The sequence below is a fragment of the Sinorhizobium sp. CCBAU 05631 genome (assembly GCF_002288505.1).
In the GTDB taxonomy this organism is placed as follows: Bacteria; Pseudomonadota; Alphaproteobacteria; order Rhizobiales; family Rhizobiaceae; genus Sinorhizobium; species Sinorhizobium fredii_C.
The window spans coordinates 1,146,013-1,163,003 of the sequence record NZ_CP023063.1 but is presented as its reverse complement, the minus strand read 5'-3'; the positions used below and the strand labels follow the sequence as shown (position 1 = coordinate 1,163,003).

At 62.4% G+C, this 16,991-nt stretch carries 18 protein-coding genes and 1 pseudogene; 7 read left to right on the top strand and 12 right to left on the bottom strand.

Annotated elements, in window-relative coordinates; genetic code table 11:
• Window positions 1–48: 48 nt before the first annotated feature.
• Entirely contained in the window at window positions 49–522 is a 474-nt protein-coding gene (locus SS05631_RS05660; RefSeq protein WP_037423170.1) for a GNAT family N-acetyltransferase, read from the bottom strand.
• A 223-nt stretch (window positions 523–745) separates the two neighbouring features.
• Here SS05631_RS05660 and SS05631_RS05655 point away from each other — a divergent pair, with 223 nt between their 5' ends.
• Window positions 746–1,174 carry a hypothetical protein gene (locus tag SS05631_RS05655; RefSeq protein WP_037423173.1) on the top strand — a complete coding sequence of 143 codons (429 nt, stop codon included), beginning with the start codon at window positions 746–748 and terminating at the stop codon, window positions 1,172–1,174.
• An 8-nt stretch (window positions 1,175–1,182) separates the two neighbouring features.
• On the opposite strand, the gene SS05631_RS05650 is transcribed toward SS05631_RS05655, so the two are convergent.
• Window positions 1,183–2,304 carry a DUF2336 domain-containing protein gene (locus tag SS05631_RS05650; protein WP_037423176.1) on the bottom strand — a complete coding sequence of 374 codons (1,122 nt, stop codon included), beginning with the start codon at window positions 2,302–2,304 and terminating at the stop codon, window positions 1,183–1,185.
• A 72-nt stretch (window positions 2,305–2,376) separates the two neighbouring features.
• On the opposite strand from SS05631_RS05650, the gene SS05631_RS05645 reads away from it, so the two are divergent.
• Window positions 2,377–3,090, top strand: coding sequence for an aldolase (locus SS05631_RS05645; protein WP_037423177.1), 714 nt, complete (start codon window positions 2,377–2,379; stop codon window positions 3,088–3,090).
• On the opposite strand, the gene SS05631_RS05640 is transcribed toward SS05631_RS05645, so the two are convergent.
• A complete protein-coding gene (locus SS05631_RS05640; RefSeq protein WP_037423180.1) occupies window positions 3,087–3,689 on the bottom strand; it encodes a flavin reductase family protein in 603 nt (200 codons plus the stop codon). The genes SS05631_RS05645 and SS05631_RS05640 overlap by 4 nt on opposite strands.
• Window positions 3,689–4,273 carry a nitroreductase gene (locus SS05631_RS05635; protein WP_037423183.1) on the bottom strand — a complete coding sequence of 195 codons (585 nt, stop codon included), beginning with the start codon at window positions 4,271–4,273 and terminating at the stop codon, window positions 3,689–3,691. The genes SS05631_RS05640 and SS05631_RS05635 overlap by 1 nt, the downstream gene beginning before the upstream one ends.
• A gap of 100 nt (window positions 4,274–4,373) precedes the next feature.
• On the opposite strand from SS05631_RS05635, the gene SS05631_RS05630 reads away from it, so the two are divergent.
• Entirely contained in the window at window positions 4,374–5,375 is a 1,002-nt protein-coding gene (locus SS05631_RS05630) for a hypothetical protein (protein ID WP_037423185.1), read from the top strand.
• A gap of 50 nt (window positions 5,376–5,425) precedes the next feature.
• Here SS05631_RS05630 and SS05631_RS05625 read toward each other — a convergent pair.
• From SS05631_RS05625 to SS05631_RS05600, 6 genes and pseudogenes are all read right to left on the bottom strand, one after another.
• Window positions 5,426–7,553: pseudogene (locus SS05631_RS05625) on the bottom strand (bifunctional diguanylate cyclase/phosphodiesterase).
• 211 nt (window positions 7,554–7,764) lie between these two features.
• Window positions 7,765–9,750 carry a threonine--tRNA ligase gene (thrS, locus tag SS05631_RS05620; RefSeq protein WP_037423188.1) on the bottom strand — a complete coding sequence of 662 codons (1,986 nt, stop codon included), beginning with the start codon at window positions 9,748–9,750 and terminating at the stop codon, window positions 7,765–7,767.
• A 118-nt stretch (window positions 9,751–9,868) separates the two neighbouring features.
• A complete protein-coding gene (locus SS05631_RS05615) occupies window positions 9,869–10,408 on the bottom strand; it encodes a DUF1697 domain-containing protein (RefSeq protein ID WP_037423191.1) in 540 nt (179 codons plus the stop codon).
• Complete coding sequence (locus tag SS05631_RS05610) at window positions 10,405–10,833, bottom strand: DUF2267 domain-containing protein (RefSeq protein WP_037423266.1); 429 nt, start codon at window positions 10,831–10,833, stop codon at window positions 10,405–10,407. The genes SS05631_RS05615 and SS05631_RS05610 overlap by 4 nt, the downstream gene beginning before the upstream one ends.
• A 5-nt stretch (window positions 10,834–10,838) precedes the next feature.
• Window positions 10,839–11,210 carry a membrane protein insertion efficiency factor YidD gene (yidD, locus tag SS05631_RS05605; protein ID WP_037423193.1) on the bottom strand — a complete coding sequence of 124 codons (372 nt, stop codon included), beginning with the start codon at window positions 11,208–11,210 and terminating at the stop codon, window positions 10,839–10,841.
• A 3-nt stretch (window positions 11,211–11,213) separates the two neighbouring features.
• Entirely contained in the window at window positions 11,214–11,660 is a 447-nt protein-coding gene (locus tag SS05631_RS05600) for an iron-sulfur cluster assembly scaffold protein (protein WP_083854205.1), read from the bottom strand.
• Between the two features lie 339 nt (window positions 11,661–11,999).
• On the opposite strand from SS05631_RS05600, the gene folE reads away from it, so the two are divergent.
• From folE to SS05631_RS05585, 3 genes are all read left to right on the top strand, one after another.
• Window positions 12,000–12,617 carry a GTP cyclohydrolase I FolE gene (gene folE, locus SS05631_RS05595; RefSeq protein WP_037423197.1) on the top strand — a complete coding sequence of 206 codons (618 nt, stop codon included), beginning with the start codon at window positions 12,000–12,002 and terminating at the stop codon, window positions 12,615–12,617.
• 22 nt (window positions 12,618–12,639) lie between these two features.
• Window positions 12,640–13,092 (top strand): phosphoribosyl-AMP cyclohydrolase, encoded by a 453-nt coding sequence (gene hisI / locus SS05631_RS05590; RefSeq protein WP_037383125.1) that lies wholly within the window; start codon window positions 12,640–12,642, stop codon window positions 13,090–13,092.
• A 315-nt stretch (window positions 13,093–13,407) separates the two neighbouring features.
• A complete protein-coding gene (locus tag SS05631_RS05585) occupies window positions 13,408–14,370 on the top strand; it encodes a patatin-like phospholipase family protein (protein ID WP_037423199.1) in 963 nt (320 codons plus the stop codon).
• Window positions 14,371–14,473: 103 nt separating this feature from the next.
• On the opposite strand, the gene SS05631_RS05580 is transcribed toward SS05631_RS05585, so the two are convergent.
• The gene (locus SS05631_RS05580; RefSeq protein WP_037423202.1) at window positions 14,474–14,902 is read right to left on the bottom strand and encodes a CBS domain-containing protein; all 429 of its coding nucleotides are present in this window, start codon (window positions 14,900–14,902) and stop codon (window positions 14,474–14,476) included.
• Between the two features lie 348 nt (window positions 14,903–15,250).
• Complete coding sequence (locus SS05631_RS05575) at window positions 15,251–15,976, bottom strand: rhomboid family intramembrane serine protease (protein ID WP_037423205.1); 726 nt, start codon at window positions 15,974–15,976, stop codon at window positions 15,251–15,253.
• 375 nt (window positions 15,977–16,351) lie between these two features.
• Here SS05631_RS05575 and SS05631_RS05565 point away from each other — a divergent pair, with 375 nt between their 5' ends.
• Window positions 16,352–16,954 (top strand): PAS domain-containing protein, encoded by a 603-nt coding sequence (locus SS05631_RS05565; RefSeq protein WP_050988327.1) that lies wholly within the window; start codon window positions 16,352–16,354, stop codon window positions 16,952–16,954.
• The last annotated feature ends 37 nt before the right edge of the window (window positions 16,955–16,991 follow it).

Genomic DNA, 16,991 nt, shown 5'->3' with positions numbered 1-16,991 from the left:
GCGGGGAGAGGTCGCGGCAGCGGGATGAGGCGCAACAGCCGCTCCCGCTCAAGTCGTCGTCTGCCCCACGCTTTTCTCCATGAACAGGCTAAGCGGATCGGGCAGATAGCTGCCGAAGGGCGGCCGCTCGACGTAACCGAACGATCTGTAGAGGCCGATCGCCTCCGGCTGGTAGATGCCAGTCTCCAGTCGAATCGTGGAGAGGCCCAGTTTTTCCGCCTTCGCTTCCAGCGCAGCGAGAAGCCGTTTGCCGACTTTCAGCCCCCTCGCCTCCGGATCGACGAACATCCGCTTGATCTCGGCCGTCCCGTCGCCGGCGTCCACGAGCGCGCAGCAGCCGACGATCGTGCCGTTGGATCGTGCGACAAGGAAGGACACCGTCGGCTTTTCCAGGATCGAGACGTCGACCAGATGGTTGCTTTCAGCCGGATAAAGCGATGCCGCGTAGGCATCGGAGAGTTCGAGCAGGCGGACGATGGCCGGCTGGCGCGGTGGTTCCTCGGCGATGGTGATGGGGGTCATTTCAAGCCTCAACTCGGATCCTATCGATCCGTATGATCGATGCGACGAAACTAACGGCAATGACGAACGGCGCCAATACGTCAAACGGCGCAGGAAGAGCTGCAATCAATCCGGGTGACGGGACGAAACAATTTGTTTTGTGGGGCGGCGATTTTGCCCTACTTCGGAAACAATCGAAGCTCCATAAGATAGGGGGCAACAGGCATCTGAACGGACCCAAGACATGAAAGCCGCCCTGATCGTCATGACCATTCTCGGTTGCGATGACAATGTCACGCAGTGCCACTACATCTCGACGGTGAACGGCAGCTGGCCGTCGATCGCTCAATGCGACACGGAATCGCAAAAGGAACTGCCGAAGTTTTCCAACAGGAGCTATCCGGTCGTCGTTGCCGTTTGCGAAACCTCGGGATCGGACATGACGGCGTCCACCGAACCTGCTCCCAAGATCGCCCCGCAGACCGATGCAGCGACACAGCAGGCGGCAATGCCCCCGGCGACGCCAGAGGAAAAGCCGGGCCTGCCGAAGCGCGCCCTGACATGGCTGAGCGGCGCAGTGCCGGATCGCCAAAAGCTGCAGGCGATCGTCAGCGCCCCGGTGCATTACATGGAAGACGGCTATTCCTGGGTGGCGCGCCGGTTCGGCAACTGAGACGCCGATCAGGCCGCCTGCCGCGCGGCAAGCAAGGCATAGTCCCGGGCGACTTGCCGTTGCTCGGCAAAGCCCAGTCGCTCCACGAGTTCGGCGACGGAGGCCGATGTGGAGCACGGGTTCCGGCGAAGACGTTCAAGGAGAGCGGCAAGCGGTGCCGGCGCGCCCTCGCTTGTCTGGGCCTGCCAGTGGAGGACGGCTTGCGCGAAGGCTTCGCTGACGTCGCGCCCCAGCCCCGCGCTCTCGAAGAGAGCGCGGATCGAATGGACGCGCCCCCCAGAAAGGATCGAGCGCACGCGCTTTTCGGCAAGGCCGGAAAGATCCGCCATGGCCAGGACGAAAAAGTCCGTGGCGCCGCTGCAGAGGGCGCTCATCAGAAAGGCTGGGGTCAAGCGCCCAGTCTCGCGCAAATGGGCAACCATTTGCGACAGGTCGTCCGGCGACGCGATTGCCGTCATCGCGAGCGCCGTAGCGTCGCATGCCTCTCTCGTGGCCCGCGCCACGCGCGCCGGGCCGATGACCGCCTGGACGAACCCGGACGCCGCGAGTGCCGCACCGATCTTCTCGGCGAGCGCATGCCGCGCGTCGCTCGGCAGGTCGGCACGGGCCAGCAACCGGTCGCGTACCGCTGCAACATGCCCGAGCCGGCAGGCGATCCTTCTGAGAGAACCCTGCAGGAGCATGGCGCCGCTATTCTCGAGGAGAATGGTAACCTCCTCCTCGTCGCCGATCTCCGCAATCGCCGCAGCAACGGAACAAGACACCGCCCCACGCGCCGCGATCAGCGCCCGCGTCTCCGCCGTGCCGCGCGCGGCAAGATCGACGAGATCCGCATCGGTAAGCACCGGCGAACGCGCGATTGCCGCGAAGGCGATTTCGGGCTGATCCTCCGCGAGCGCCCTGACGATGGCTCGCGGCGCGGATGGGCAATCGGCGAGCGCCTCGACCAGCGCCAATCGCACCTTCGGCGAAGGATCGTCCAACAGGAAGGTCATCGCCATTTCCGCGGCATGCCGATCGAGGCCGTTCATCTCGGCTTGAGCATAGGATCGCCCGAGCGCATTGGCAGCGCGTGCGCGGTCGCTGGTTCTCGCCGTTTCCACCCAGCGAAGAAATGCTTGTATGATCACCTATGCCCCACTAGACACCCGACAGCCCCAATGTCCGAATATTAGCGGTCAAAGGTTTAAGATTGGTTCACCATGTCCGTTAACCGCGCGCAAACCATGAAACCTCTTCTGTACCTCGCAGCCGGCGAACAGTTCCCCGCGGAAAAGCTGCTGCAGGCCGTTGAAGCGATCGTCGTCGATGCGTGGGCACTGCAAGGCGCGGCAAGCCTGCGGCGACCAGACAGGGGGCAAGCGCCCTGCCTCCTTCTGGCGCGGACCGGGCCGGCGGAAACGATCGACGAGGAGGGTCTTGCGAGCCTCCTTCCCGATGTCGACGGCATCGTGGTGATGGCATGCCGAGGACCGGCCGATATCCAGAAGCTCGACGTGATGCTGAAGGTCGCCGAGGCGATCGCAGGCGTACCCCAGGGTCGAACGGCGCTGCTTGCGGAATATGCCACGGTTGCCGAAAGCGTGCTCTCGCCCCACTCGATGGCGGGCGTTTCTCCGCGCCTCTCCGCATTGGTCTTCGACGCCTCGGCGCTCGCGGCAGCATGCCGCTGCCAGCGCGTCACCGGGACAGGCGATGCGCCGGCCGTTATCCGGGCCGGGCGCGCCGCAGCTGTGCTGCGGGCCAGCGAGGCCGGCATCGCTGCCTATGAGATGCTGCCCGCCGATGCCCTGGACAAGGCGGCGGTGCGGCGGCTTTGGACAAACAGTCTCGATAACGGCTTCTCGGCCGTCGCCGCCGGCTCGCTGGAGCAACTCGAGCTTCTCGCCGACGCAGGCGCTTCGGACGAAATCTAGCGAAATGGCCGCGTCATCTCGAAGACGTCGCCGCCATCGCAATAATCCATGTAGCCGAGGCGTGCGAGCGGCTTGACCGTGGTCACATCGAAGCGTCCGTCGCGAATGGCCTCGTCGCGGATATGAATGCCGACGACCGCGCCGATGACGACATAGCTGTCGGATTCCACGCCATCGAGACCCTTCGGCTGGAACATCTCCGTCATCCGGCACTCGAGCGCCGCAAAGGCCTCACCGACGAAGGGCGCCCTGACGAGCGTTCCCTCGACCGGCGTCAATCCGGCGATCTCGAACTCGCTCTCGCCGTGCGGCGCTGCCAACGAGGTCCTGTTGACGGCCTCGCTCAGGTTGCGGCTGGCAAAGCTTGCCGTGAACTCGCCGGTCGCTTCGATATTGCGCACGGAATCCTTATAGCCGCTCGAGGAAAACATCACGAGCTTCGGCCGGTCGCTGATCGCATTGAAGAAGGAATAGGGCGCGAGGTTCAGCGAACCGTCCATGGCGCACGTACCGATCCAGCCGATCGGCCTCGGCGACACGATCGCCTTGAAGGGGTCGTGCGGCAAGCCATGCCGGTTCGTGGCCGTTTCGTAAAACATCAGGCCTCTTCCCCGACCCAGGTGACGATCTCGGCGAGCTCCGGCCGCGGCCGCTCGGTCGGCGGTACCAAGGCCGTGCCGATGTGAATGAACCCGGCGATCCTTTCGCCGGGTGCGACACCGAGCAGAGGATAGGCTTTCTCGTCGAAGGCGTACCATTCGGTCAGCCAGTTGGATGCATAGCCGAGCGCGTTCGCCGCCATCAAGAGATTGAGGCACACGGCGCCGGCCGACATCATCTGCTCCCATTCGGGGATCTTGAAATGCGGCGCGGCCTTGCTGACCACAGCAATCACCACCGGGGCGCGGGTCAGCCGCGTCTCCTCCACCTTGATCAGCTCTTCAGAGAGATCCGGCTTGGCGGCTAGCGCCATCCTCTTCAACTCGCCGCTGATCCGCGCCCTCTCCTCGCCGCGATAGACGATGAAGCGCCAAGGCGCCAGCTTGCCGTGGTCCGGTACGCGGGTGGCAAGCCTCAGCATTTCCTCCACCTCGGCCTTGCCGGGCCCCGGCCGCCCCATCTGAAAGGCCGGAATGGACCTGCGCGAGGCGAGATAGTCGACGAGCTTAATTTCGGTTTTCATATCGAGCGAATTCCACTAACTTGCCGCCGGATCGACAGCCACGAAAATGCCATACCGGCGTCTCAAGTGGAGTCACCCAGTCAGGAAGTCAACTGCCCTCATGCGCATCCGCACTCGTATTTTGCTGAGAACCGCCTTGGCGACCATGCTCGCCGGTTCTGCTGCGGAGCGGACGGTTGCGCAGGACGCCACCGATGCCTTCAAGAGCTTTCCGTCGATCTCCGGCAGCCGGAAGATGCCGAAGCTCACGAGTTTCAATCCGCTCGTCAGCGACCCCACCCAGAACGGCGAACTGAAGGACGTGAAACTCGAGGCCCTGCTGACGAGCGACGGCCAGCCGGTGGAGTCAGGCCTGAGTTGGCGGGTCTTCAGCCCGATCCCCGGAGGCGACGGCAAGCTCCCGCTGCTGGCCACTTCCGAAGGCGGCTCCACGGCCTTCAATCTCGTGCCCGGCGAATATTTCGTCAATGTCGCCTTCGGTCGCGCGGCAGCCACCCGCAAGATTCGCGTGCCCGAGCAAGGCGAATTGGACAAGCAGGTGCTGGTGCTGGATGCCGGCGGCGTCATGCTGAACGCCGTCTCCGGCAGCGATGTGCGTATTCCACCGAACGAGCTCAGCTTTTCGATCTTCTCATCCGACGTGAAGGAGGATGGCGAACGCGCCCTTATCGTCGCCGACGTGAAGCCGAACACGGTGGTCCGGCTTGGCGCCGGCACGTATCACGTGGTCTCCGACTATGGCGCGGTCAATGCGGTGATCCGCGCCGACATCCAGGTGGAAGCCGGCAAACTGACCGAAGCAACGATCCAGCACCGCGCCGCGAAGCTGACATTGAAGCTCGTCTCGGAACCCGGCGGCGAGGCGATCGCCGACACCGCCTGGTCGATCCTGACGTCCTCGGGCGACGTCGTCAGCGAAAGCGTCGGCGCGTTTCCGACGCTCGTGCTTGCCGAGGGCAGCTATACGGCCGTGGCGCGCAACAAGGACAAGATCTACCAACGCGACTTTGCCGTGAAGGCCGGCGTGAATACCGATGTGGAAGTGCTGCTGGACGGCAGCAGCGCTCCCGGCGAGACCGCCAATGCCGACGCGCTCGACTGATGTCATCGCGTTGGCCTGACGCAGCGTCAGGCAATCACGATAGGGAAGGCTCAGGCCGCCGAGGTCTCACCCAGCAGTTTGTCGGAAATGTCGCGGGCCGACATGGGCTTGCCGACGAGATATCCCTGCAGCTGATCACAGCCAGTTTCTCGAAGTATCGCCGCTTGGCGGGCGTTCTCAATCCCTTCTGCCGTGACGGGGATGTCCAGCGCCGTCGCCAGAGAGATCGTTGCGCGAAGGACTTCGACGCCGTTGGCCGCATTCTCCACGCCAGACACGAGCGAGCGGTCGATCTTCATGCGATCGAAGCCAAACTGCCGCAAGGCACCGATGCTCGCGTAACCGCAGCCGAAATCGTCGAGGGCGAATTTTATGCCGAAGCCCTTCAGCTGATCGATCGAGCGGCGCGCCTGGTCGGGGTTCATCATCAACACACCTTCGGTTATTTCCAGGGTAAGGCGGCCCGGATCGAAATCGAACTCCTTGAGCACGGCAATCACCTGTGCGGCGAAGTCGGGGTTGCATAGCTGGATTGGCGAGACATTGACCGGCAGCGCCAGGTCGGGCCAGCTTTTCGCATGCCGAAGCGATGTCCGCAGCATGTGAACGCCGAGAGCGTCGATGAGACCGGACCGCTCGGCGAGAGGAATGAATATTTCGGGACTGATGTTTCCCGCCGCGCTCGGCCAGCGGGCCAGTGCTTCCACGCCGATGATCTCTCCCGTCGCCGCGGACACAAGCGGCTGAAAGGCCGGCTCGATGGCGCCATTGCTTATGGCGCTCCTCAATTTCCCTTCGAGTTCCGCAACCCGCTGGCGTTCTCGGTCCAGTTCCTCGACGTATTGGACGGCCTGGCCTTTGCCGTTTTCCTTGGCGCGGTAGAGCGCCACATCGGCGCGGCGCAGCAGTTCCAGCGGTGCCAGTCCTTCGGTTCGGGCCGCTGCCCCGATACTCGCGCCCACTTCGATGGTGCGGTCGTCTATCTTGAAAGGCTCGACGAGAAGCGAAAGGATCGCACGCTCGATTTCGGCATGCGGCGCCGTTCCGACCTGCACCAGGGCGAATTCGTCGCCGCCCAGTCTCGCCGCGGCGGCGATTTCCGGATGACAGGCCGGCAGCGACTTCGCGACCAGGCGGATCAGCGCATCGCCGGTCGCATGGCCCCAGGCGTCGTTGACGGCCTTGAAACCATCGAGATCGACCAGGTAAAGCGAAGTCGTCGAAGCCGGGCTCTCCGATCGTTCCAGCACATCCAGCAGTCCGTGCCTGTTGAGCAGACCGCTCAGGCTGTCGTGGTTCGCGTCGAAGCGCGCGGCTTCCGCCAAGCGGTGCAGGCGCCGGGCCTCGGATGCACCGGCGAGAAGAACGCCTCCCAGAAATATGATCAGGATGGCGGCTGCCGAGGCCACGTAAGGGTAAACTTCGTTGAAGGCAACGCTTCCCGGATTCGTGCTCGGCCAGGCGAGATCGGCTATTGCGATACCGCCCATATCTTTGACCGGAATGTTGAGGCGGCCCGGCTGGAGCGCATCTTCGAGGCTCAGCCCGTCGAGCCCGTGTTCGCTCGCCATCGCGGCGATAACATCGGGCGTCAACAGCTTATAAAAGGTCAGGATACTCAGCCTCGGGAGCTTGGCGGCCGCCTGATACGGTTGAATCGCCCTGCGACACGACCAGCGCGATGCCATCCTCGGTCTCGAAGAAGTTGGGCAAAGGGGGCTGACCGGGATGTCCGGCGGCTTGGACCTGGCGGTCGAATGCTTCGCCGAAATAGGCGCGCGGCTCGAACGGCTCGCCCTTTTTGTAGGCAGAAACCGCGCTTCCGTCGGGCCCGACGACAATGGCGCCATCGTAAAGCGGGTAGTCCGCCGACGTGGATCCCCAATTGTCATAGGCCCAGTCTTTGGCGTCCGCGGAAACAAGTGCCTCGTAGGCTTGATCCCAGACTGCATTGTCCGTGACAGTCGCGCTCAGGCGGGCAGAAAAAGCCGCAAGTGCAGTCTGTGCGGCGCGATTGGCCCTGGCATCATCGATCTCGTTTGCCGAGCGCGTCATCTCCGCCACGACATAGGTCATGAGGCCTGTCAGCAACAGGGCGATCACAAGAAAGCAGATTGTTGCTGCGACGATGGCGGATGTCTGGGCGCGCATGCGCCGGTCGGCGGAATTGAGCGACATGAATCAGTCTGCGGATGAGAATTGAAGGGCGATCCCTTTCGGACTGCAGGAGACTTCATGTCCGCGCAATGCGCTGCACTTCCTTCTTTAGCGTCCGATCATGTAAGCGAGATTAAGAGCCATGGTTAACAGCTGCTCGCGCGAAACCTGCATTCGGATGGTGGCACGCGCCCTTCAGGCGCGCGCCGCCACTCTCTACAGCTAACCGCGCTCAGGCAGCCCTGGCGCTCCGTTCGGCCTTGCGCTTGAGGTCGGGCGCCATGGCTTCGCTCGAGAGCGCAGCGACCGCCTCGTCCAGAGACATTGCCGTCTGCGCCTGGGAGCCGAGCCGACGGATGTTGACCGAACGTTCCTCCGCCTCGCGCTTGCCGCAGACGACGATCACCGGAACCTTCGTCACCGAGTGCTCGCGTACCTTGTAATTGATCTTCTCGTTGCGGAAGTCGGTTTCGACGGTAAGCCCGGCCTCGCGCAGCCGCGCCGCGACTTCCCGGCCGTAATCGTCGGCGTCCGAGGTGATGGTGGCGACCACCACCTGCAGCGGCGAGATCCACAGCGGCATATGGCCGGCATAGTTTTCGAGCAGGATGCCGAGGAACCGCTCCATCGAACCGCAGATGGCGCGATGGATCATCACCGGCTGGCGCTTCTCCGAATCCTTATCGATGTAGAAGGCACCGAAACGCTCCGGCAGGTTGAAGTCGACCTGAGTCGTTCCGCACTGCCATTCGCGGCCGATCGCGTCCCGCAGCGTGTATTCGAATTTCGGCCCATAAAAGGCGCCCTCGCCCGGCAGGATGCCGGTCTTGATGCGGCCCCCGGATTGCGCCTCGATCGTCTTCAGCACCTCAGTCATCACCGCCTCGGCACGGTCCCAGAGCGCGTCGGAGCCGACGCGCTTGTCCGGCCGCGTCGAAAGCTTGACGACGATCTCCTCGAAGCCGAAGTCTTCATAGACCGAGAGGATCAGATCGTTGATCTTCAGGCATTCGGCCGCCATCTGCTCGTCGGTGCAGAAGATGTGCGCGTCGTCCTGCGTGAAGCCGCGCACACGCATCAGTCCGTGCAGCGCGCCGGACGGCTCGTAGCGATGCACGGCGCCGAATTCGGCCATGCGGACAGGCAGTTCGCGGTAAGACTTCAGACCATGCTTGAAGATCTGGATATGGCCGGGGCAGTTCATCGGCTTCAACGCGAAGACCCGATCGTCGTCCGTCTCGTCGCCGGCGACCGTCACCTTGAACATGTTGTCGCGGTACCAGCCCCAGTGGCCGGAGGTCTCCCAGAGTGACTTGTCGAGAACCTGGGGCGCGTTGACTTCCTGGTAGTCGATCTCGAGCCTGCGGCGCATATAGGCGACGAGGCTCTGGAATATGCGCCAGCCCTTGCCATGCCAGAAGACGACGCCCGGTCCTTCTTCCTGGAAATGGAACAGGTCCATCTCGCGGCCGAGGCGGCGATGGTCGCGCTTCTCGGCTTCGGCCAGCACGTGCAGGTACTGATCCAGTTCCTCCTGCGTGTGCCAGGCCGTGCCGTAAATGCGGGTCAGCATCGGATTGTTGCTGTCGCCACGCCAATAGGCGCCGGCCACCTTCATCAGCTTGAAGGCCGTGCCGATCTGGCCCGTCGAGGCCATGTGCGGGCCACGGCAGAGGTCGAACCAGTCGCCCTGGTAGTAGATCTTCAGATCCTGGCCTTCCGGGATCGCGTCGACGAGCTCGACCTTGTAGCTCTCGCCCTTGGCGGCGAAGACCTCCTTTGCCTTCTCACGCGACCAGACCTCCTTGGTGAAGGGATTGTTGCGTGCGATGATCTCCTTCATCTTCTTCTCGATGACCGGCAGGTCATCGGGCGTGAAGGGCTCGTTCTTGGCGAAGTCGTAGTAGAAGCCGTTGTCGATGACGGGACCGATCGTCACCTGCGTTCCCGGCCACAATTCCTGCACGGCCTCGGCCATCACATGGGCCGCGTCGTGGCGGATCAGTTCGAGCGCGCGCCTGTCTTCCCGCGTGACGATCTCGATCTTGCCGTCGGCGACTGGATCGGAAAGGTCGCGCAGGTCGCCGTCGAGAGCGATGGCGACAGCCTTCTTGGCCAGCGACTTCGAGATCGACTCGGCGACATCGCGGCCGGTCGTGCCCGCGGCAAACTCACGGACGGAACCATCAGGAAATGTAAGGGAAACGGAATGCGACATCGTGATCTCCTATCCAGTCCCGCCAACGAATGCGGGTGGTATGGTTGCCGGCGGGGCCGGTGAATTGACGCGGGCCTGATAAAGGTTTTTGGCCGTTGAGTAAAGGCGCGGCGGCCCGTCAACCGGCAAGTATCCTGCGCAAACCCTTGACAGTGTTCCAGTTTCGCCACGTGCCGATGCCAAGCCGTTTCGTCGTCGAGGCGCCGAGCAGTCTCGACTCGCTCGCCTTGCCGCTGAAATCCGCCCAGAGATCGCCACCGACGACGGCGACACGTTCGCCTCTCGTACAATAGCTCCGAAGTCCGTCGAATGCGTCCGGCCGAAGCGGAGAGCGCATGACGCGAATATGGACTCGAGCCGGATCCTCCTCGCCCGCCGCAAGGAACGGATTGCCGGCGGCAAGCCTCAGCCAGTCATCGGCCGAACGCGCGATGATGTCCACGTGTCGGTCGAACGTCTGGAGGAATGCCTTTTCAAGCGCCGAATCGATCTCTGCTAGCGGCTGTTCCGGAGCCTCGAAGATGAGATTGCCGGTGGCGACGAGGGTGCGCGGCAAGCGATAGCCGAGCCGCTCCGCCATCTGGCGAAGATCCGCCATCACGACACGCCGGCCCTCGCCCAGTATGATGCTGTGGAGCAGCGCGACATAGCTTGTCATTTCCCCTCTGCCCGCCAGAAATCGACGGCCCCCTGCGGCAGCCGCGCGAGCACCCGATCGAGCTTTGCTTCGTCAACGTCTCGCCGAAGGGCCGCGGCGACGTCCGCGATGGCCGAATCCGGCGAGACATTGTGATCGCCGCGGAAAGCCTGCACCTCACGGGTCATGGCGAGCCGACCGGAGAAAGGCACGGTCGGCTCCTCGAGATCCCAATCCGTGACGAAGATCGCCCGCAGCACCGGCGGCAGGACGCTGGCGAAGAGCAGCGCCTCGGAAATGTCGAGGCGGCGTCGAAAGGCCTGAAGCACCGCCTGCACCATCGTATAGGCCTGATTGGTCGTCTGCAGGCCGGCCGTGTCGCGCGCGTCGAGGATGAAGCGATCAAAATCGGCGGACGCCTGCCGGTACTCCATCGGGATCGTCATGGCGATCACGCATCCTTTCGCCAGCGCTGCCAGAAGCGCCACGGCGCATACCAGCGCTGGCGCGGCGCAAGCCTCTCCGGCACCGGATCGAAGCCGTGCGTTCCGCCGGGCCCGCAGCGCAGGACGCGAAACAGCGTCAGCCAGCCGCCGGCCCAGAGACCGTGCCGGGCTATCGCCTCATAGCCATATTCCGAACAGGTGGGCAGATGCCGGCAGGAATTGCCGATGAAGCTCGATAGCGTCAGCTGATAGGTGCGGATGGCCGCCATGCCGAAGAGACGGCCAGGAGTCTTGCGAATCGGCCCCGACCAGTTGCGGCCGGCGATGACTCTTCGGCTACTTCGAAGAAGGCGGTAGGACTGCGGCTTTCCGCACATCGTTCATACTGCGGTTGCGAGGCGCTTGGCCTCGATCTGGCCGATCGCATCGACAACCGCGTCAAAGGTCAGCATCGTCGAGGCATGGCGCGCCTTGTAGTCGCGAACGGGCAGCAGAAAGCGCATGTCCTCGAAGCGGCCGCAAGGCCCCTCTCCGTCCGCCTTCAGCATGGCCAGCATGTCCTCACGCGCCCGGCGGATTTCCGCGGTATGCGCGCCAACGACATGGCGGGCCATGATCGAGGACGATGCCTGTCCCAGGGCGCAGGCCTTCACATCATGGGCGAAGTCCGTGACGACATCCCCATCCATCTTCAGCCAGATTCTGACTTTCGACCCGCAAAGCTTCGAATGTGCCGCAGCTTCCGCATCGGCATCGGCGAGCATTCCGACCCTCGGAATGTTGCCGGCAAATTCGAGAATCCTGCTGTTGTAAATGTCATCCATCATTTGACGCGATCCGGCTGATTTTTCGCGGTTTTGAGTGATCGGCGCATGATTTTCTCCGGTACAGGGGAAAAAAGCACGGCGCGCTCGCCTGGGCCTCTTTCATCCATGTGGCGCCATACTATATGCTATGTCGTGTTGGGGCGACAGTTCCGCAAGAGGATAAGTGTCGCCTGTTGTTTGGGAAACCGTGCCGGACGGTCCAGTGCACTGCTAAGCCAGGACCCGAAAGCCCCGGAGCCCGCCAACGGAACCCAAGCCTGCAGGGTTAGGCGAATGGCCAATGGCGAGTTGTCCGAAAGATAAAACGTCAGCGATTCCGCTCGCGCATCAAGAGGCCATATGGACGCCATAGTAAAGAATTTCCCCGTGCTCGATGACACCAGTGGTCGTCCGACGCAGAAAGAAGCCGAGGAAGCCGTTCGCGTACTGCTGCGCTGGGCCGGCGAAGACCCGACCCGGGAGGGCCTGAAGGACACGCCCGCGCGTGTCGTCAAATCCTATCGGGAAATCTTTGGCGGCTACGACCTGGTTGCCGAAGACGTGCTTGGACGCACCTTCGAGGAGGTTTCGGGCTACGACGATATCGTGCTTGAGAAGGACATTCCGTTCTATTCGCATTGCGAACACCACATGGTGCCGATCATCGGCAAGGCACATGTCGCCTATCTGCCAAGCGGCCGCGTCCTCGGCTTGTCGAAGATCGCCCGTGTCGTCGACATCTATGCGCGCCGCCTGCAGACGCAGGAGTCGATGACGGCGCAAATCGCCAAAGCGATCGACGAGACGCTCGCTCCGCGCGGCGTCGCCGTGCTGATCGAGGCGGAGCATCTGTGCATGGCGATGCGCGGCATCAAGAAGCAGGGCGCGACGACGCTGACGACCACCTTTACCGGTGCCTTCAAGACGGAGCCGGCCGAGCAGGCCCGCTTCATGACCATGTTGAGGGGCTTCAAGTAAGCTCCAGCAAGGCGCTTTCGCGATGACGCTGACTTTTGCTGCTCCCTCGAACGACAAGGCCGAGCTTGAGATTGGCTCGGCCTTCACGCCCCGCTTCGACGAGAAGGGCCTGGTCACCGCTGTAGTGACCGACGCCCGCGACGGCGAATTGCTGATGGTCGCGCATATGAATGCCGAGGCACTGGCACTGACGATCGAAACCGGTATTGCCCACTATTTCAGCCGCTCGCGCAACAGCCTGTGGAAGAAGGGCGAGAGTTCCGGCAACGTGCAGGCCGTCCAGGAAATCAGGACCGATTGCGATCAGGACGCCGTCTGGCTGAAGGTTACCGTTGCAGGCCATGACGCCACCTGTCACACGGGACGCCGCTCCTGCTTCTACCGCACGGTTGGGGTCGAGGGCGGTGAGCCGAAAGTAACCATTTCGGATGAACGCAGATACTTTGATCCGAAGCTTGTCTACGCCGAAAAATAGCGCCTGGCTGAAATCATCTGGATTTTCCTGGGGCACCCCCATGTTATATTCATACTTTAGAAACTAAACGGGCGCTTAATCATTTATCATACAATCGGTTCCTGCGGTAACTGCGGCGTTCCGAGCTGTGTTGCAGATTGTATCCAATGTTTACTGGGCCAGCCGCATTGGCGATAGGTTCGGTGCTAAATTTCAATTCTGGTGCCAGTCTTTCAGCCATGAATGTGACAAGGCCGACACCACGCCGGCTTGGCAGGGGTCTCCTACAAGACGCGCGCTTCAGATTAATCGGTTCGGCGGTGTTGGAGGTGCCGGATGTTGAACTGGACGTTCACGCGCAATACTCAAATAGCCGACCTGTCCGGCCCCAATGGCACATCGCTGACGACCACACCTTCTGAACCCGTCCCACTCCCGGCGAAGCCGAAGATCGCCATAGCACTTGGCGGCGGCGCGGCGCGCGGCTGGGCCCATATCGGCGTCTTGAGAGCGCTCGACGAAGAGGGTGTCGAGGTCGGCATGATCGCGGGCACGTCGATCGGCGCGCTTGTCGGTGGCTGCTATCTCTCCGGCAAGCTTGACGAGCTCGAAGACTTCGCCCGTTCCCTCACCGTCCGCCGCATCGCCAGCCTGCTCGATTTCGCCATCGGCGGCGGTGGCCTGTTCGGTGGCCTGCGGCTCACCAAGCGCATGCAGGAGCACCTCGAGAACATCAGCATCGAGGATCTCGACCGTCCCTTCATCGCTGTCGCCACGGAAGTCCACAGCGGTCACGAGGTGTGGCTGGAAAAGGGATCGCTGATCACCTCGATACGCGCTTCATATGCGCTGCCGGGGATTTTTGAACCGATCCATGCGAATGGGCGCACCCTCATCGACGGCGCCCTCGTCAATCCCGTTCCCGTCTCCGTTTGCCGCGCCTACGAGCAGCAACTCGTCGTCGCCGTCAACCTCAACTACGATCTCTACGGCCGTTCCGCCGTCGTCAAGCACAACGCCGGCATGGAAGCCCCCGACGCTCCCGCCAAACCGGGCAGTGCCTATTCGGCGCGTCTCGGCATGACGAGCGTCATGGTTCAGGCCTTCAACATCATCCAGGACCGCATATCGCGCGCACGCCTGGCCGGTGACCCGCCGGATCTGGCGCTCCATCCCAAGCTCAACGATATCGGACTGTCGGAGTTTCACCGCGCCGGCGAAGCGATCGAACGCGGCTACCTGGAGGCGAAAGCCAAGCTTGCCGAGATCAAGCGAATGCAGGAAGCGCTTACCCGATAGCTGATAACCAGGCGCATCCCAAAACCCGTCAGTGCTTTGAGACGCTCCCGCAGCCTGTTTCGCGCGCCCTTAAGGACGCGCGAAGGAGGTGACCCTCTCGCCTCTAGCCGGCGATGTATGCCTTGATTTCTTCGGTCTCCCGCTCGATGGCGCGAATATGGTATTTCACCACGTCGCCGATCGATATGATACCCGCCAGGCGGCCCTCGCTTTCGACCGGGAGATGGCGCGCGCGGAATTTGCTCATCATCTCCATCAGGCTCTGCACCGTCATTTCCTCGCCGCAGCAATAGACGTTCTGCCACATGACCGAGGAGACCGGTTTGTCGAGACAGCCGGCACCATATTTGGCAATGGAGGCGACGACGTCGCGTTCGGTGAGAATGCCGACGATATGATCATCGACATCGACGATGACCACGGCACCGATATGATTGTCATGGAGCAATGTCGCCGCCTGCTGCACCGTCACCTGAGGCGTCACGGTTACGACGCTGCGGCCCTTTTCATTGAGAATTGCTTTGACTGACATGCACACATCTCCCGTTGCGACAAATACCGGGCTCGCGGGAAGAGGTTCTCGCCGTATCAGCTGCTACGCACGCATCCCGAGTGGGGATGCTTTACGGACAGTCGGCCGCAGGAACCCGACCCGGTAAGGCGCTCGTGCCACCACACGAACCGCACCCACCCGGTCATTTCAGCGGCCGCCTAACGTTAGGTGATCGGCGACCGTGGTGAATGGTGCGTCAGGGCTCCAATGAAATCAAGCCTTCGCGCGACGTCCTTCACTCTCTTCCGGGCGAAGAGCATCACGATGGTCCTGAATATGAAACAATCCTTCATCGTGCTGCGATGGAGGATGCGGCACTCCATCGACTCACTTGCGCGGATCGAACAGGCCGAACAGAAGGAAGCCGAAGAGAAAGCCGCCGATATGCGCCTCCCAGGCGACGCTTCCCGCGCCTCCCATGGAGAAGAGGCCGAGCCCGATCAGGAAGTTGGTCAGGAACCATATCCCGGTGAACACCAATACTGACCGGTTTCCCAGCGTTTCCGTGAGCGAAAGCCGGCGGTTGAGATGGGCGAATTGGCGGCTGATGCGGCCGCTCGGCGAAAAGACGAAGCGCGCCGCCGCTCCCATGAAACCGGAGACAACGCCTGAGGCACCGACAACCACCGCCATCTCGCCCCAATGGAAGACGACGTGCAGGGCGACGGCCGCTGCAGCCGAGAGACACCAGAAGAGGGCGAGCCGCGCGACGCCGATGCGCCGCACCACCGGCGCGCCGAACGCAACCATCCAGAAGACATTGAAAATCAGATGCTCCCAACTGCCGTGGAGAAAGGAATAGGTAACGGGAGACCACAGCCAGACGAGACCCTGCTCGCCGAGCGGGATCGTGTAGCGCGCCGGCAGAAAAGCAAAGTTGAGAATGACTTCCTGGTCCAGCGTCTCCGGCAGAACATAGGTTCTGATCGCGTGGATCGCCACGAGGAACAGGAGAACGAAGTTCAGGCCCTGCGGAAGATTGAAGGCGGGTTCCCGGCTGCGGCTTACCGTGCTTTCGCCATCGACCGGTGTCGCCGGCTGATCCTGTTCCATCACTCTCTTCCTGCTCACGCGCCTATGACGGCCGTGTCTCCGTCGTCCGGCAGTACCGACGACACGCGAAGGGATAAGCAAACAAAAAAAGGCCGTCCAGTAAAAACTGAACGGCCGTCGAGCCCAAATTCCGGTGCTCCAGTCGATGTGCCGAAGGCAACCCTTCGTGAAGTGATGGGTAGGAAATGCCAGCCGGCAGCCTCGCCAGCAAGGGAAACCGACCGTTAACCTTAATTTCGGCGTGGCACGGAAATCGCTCCGTCCATTTCAGAACCGAGCGAGAGGCGGCCACCTGTATCACTCCGGTACAGCCGCCCACCCATTCAGGGCCATCTAGTCAGGGAGTGTATCGCCCCTATGCACAGCAGAACGACAATGGAGCTGTTCCAGTATTGGAATGCAGTCCGCGGCAATCGCGACCTTCCGCGCCGGGACGAAATCGATCCGGCGCATATCCGTTCGCTGCTGCCCGATCTTTTCATTCTTCAAAGGCAGGCAAGCCGTGACGTTCGCTTTCGTCTTGCGGGGACTGGAGTCTGCGCGCTGTTCGGCCGAGAATTGCGCGACGGGCAATTCGGCGAACTCTGGCTCGACTCGGAAGCGGACGGAACCGCCCGTATTGCCGAAGAGGTGATGACGCAAATGACGCCCATGCTGCTCTATGCCCGCGGCGCCACGGGGGCCGGTGACGAACTCGACGTTGAACTGCTGCTTGCGCCCCTCGCATCGTCCGACGGTACGAACGACCGTCTGCTCGGCGCGCTCTCTCCCCTCGCCCGCCCGGTCTGGCTGCATATGACGCCGCTCACGCATCTTGTCTCAACCGGCCTCAGCCTTCCCGATGCTTCCCCAAACCTGCCGCTCGATCACGCCTATCGGCAACCGGCGACGACAAAATCAAACGTTGCAGGATGGATCGGACGCAACAATCGCAAGGTGTCGCATTTGCGCATCCTTGACGGCGGCAGGCGTGACTGACGAGGCATGAAACCAACCCTGCGGCGAACCTTCTATT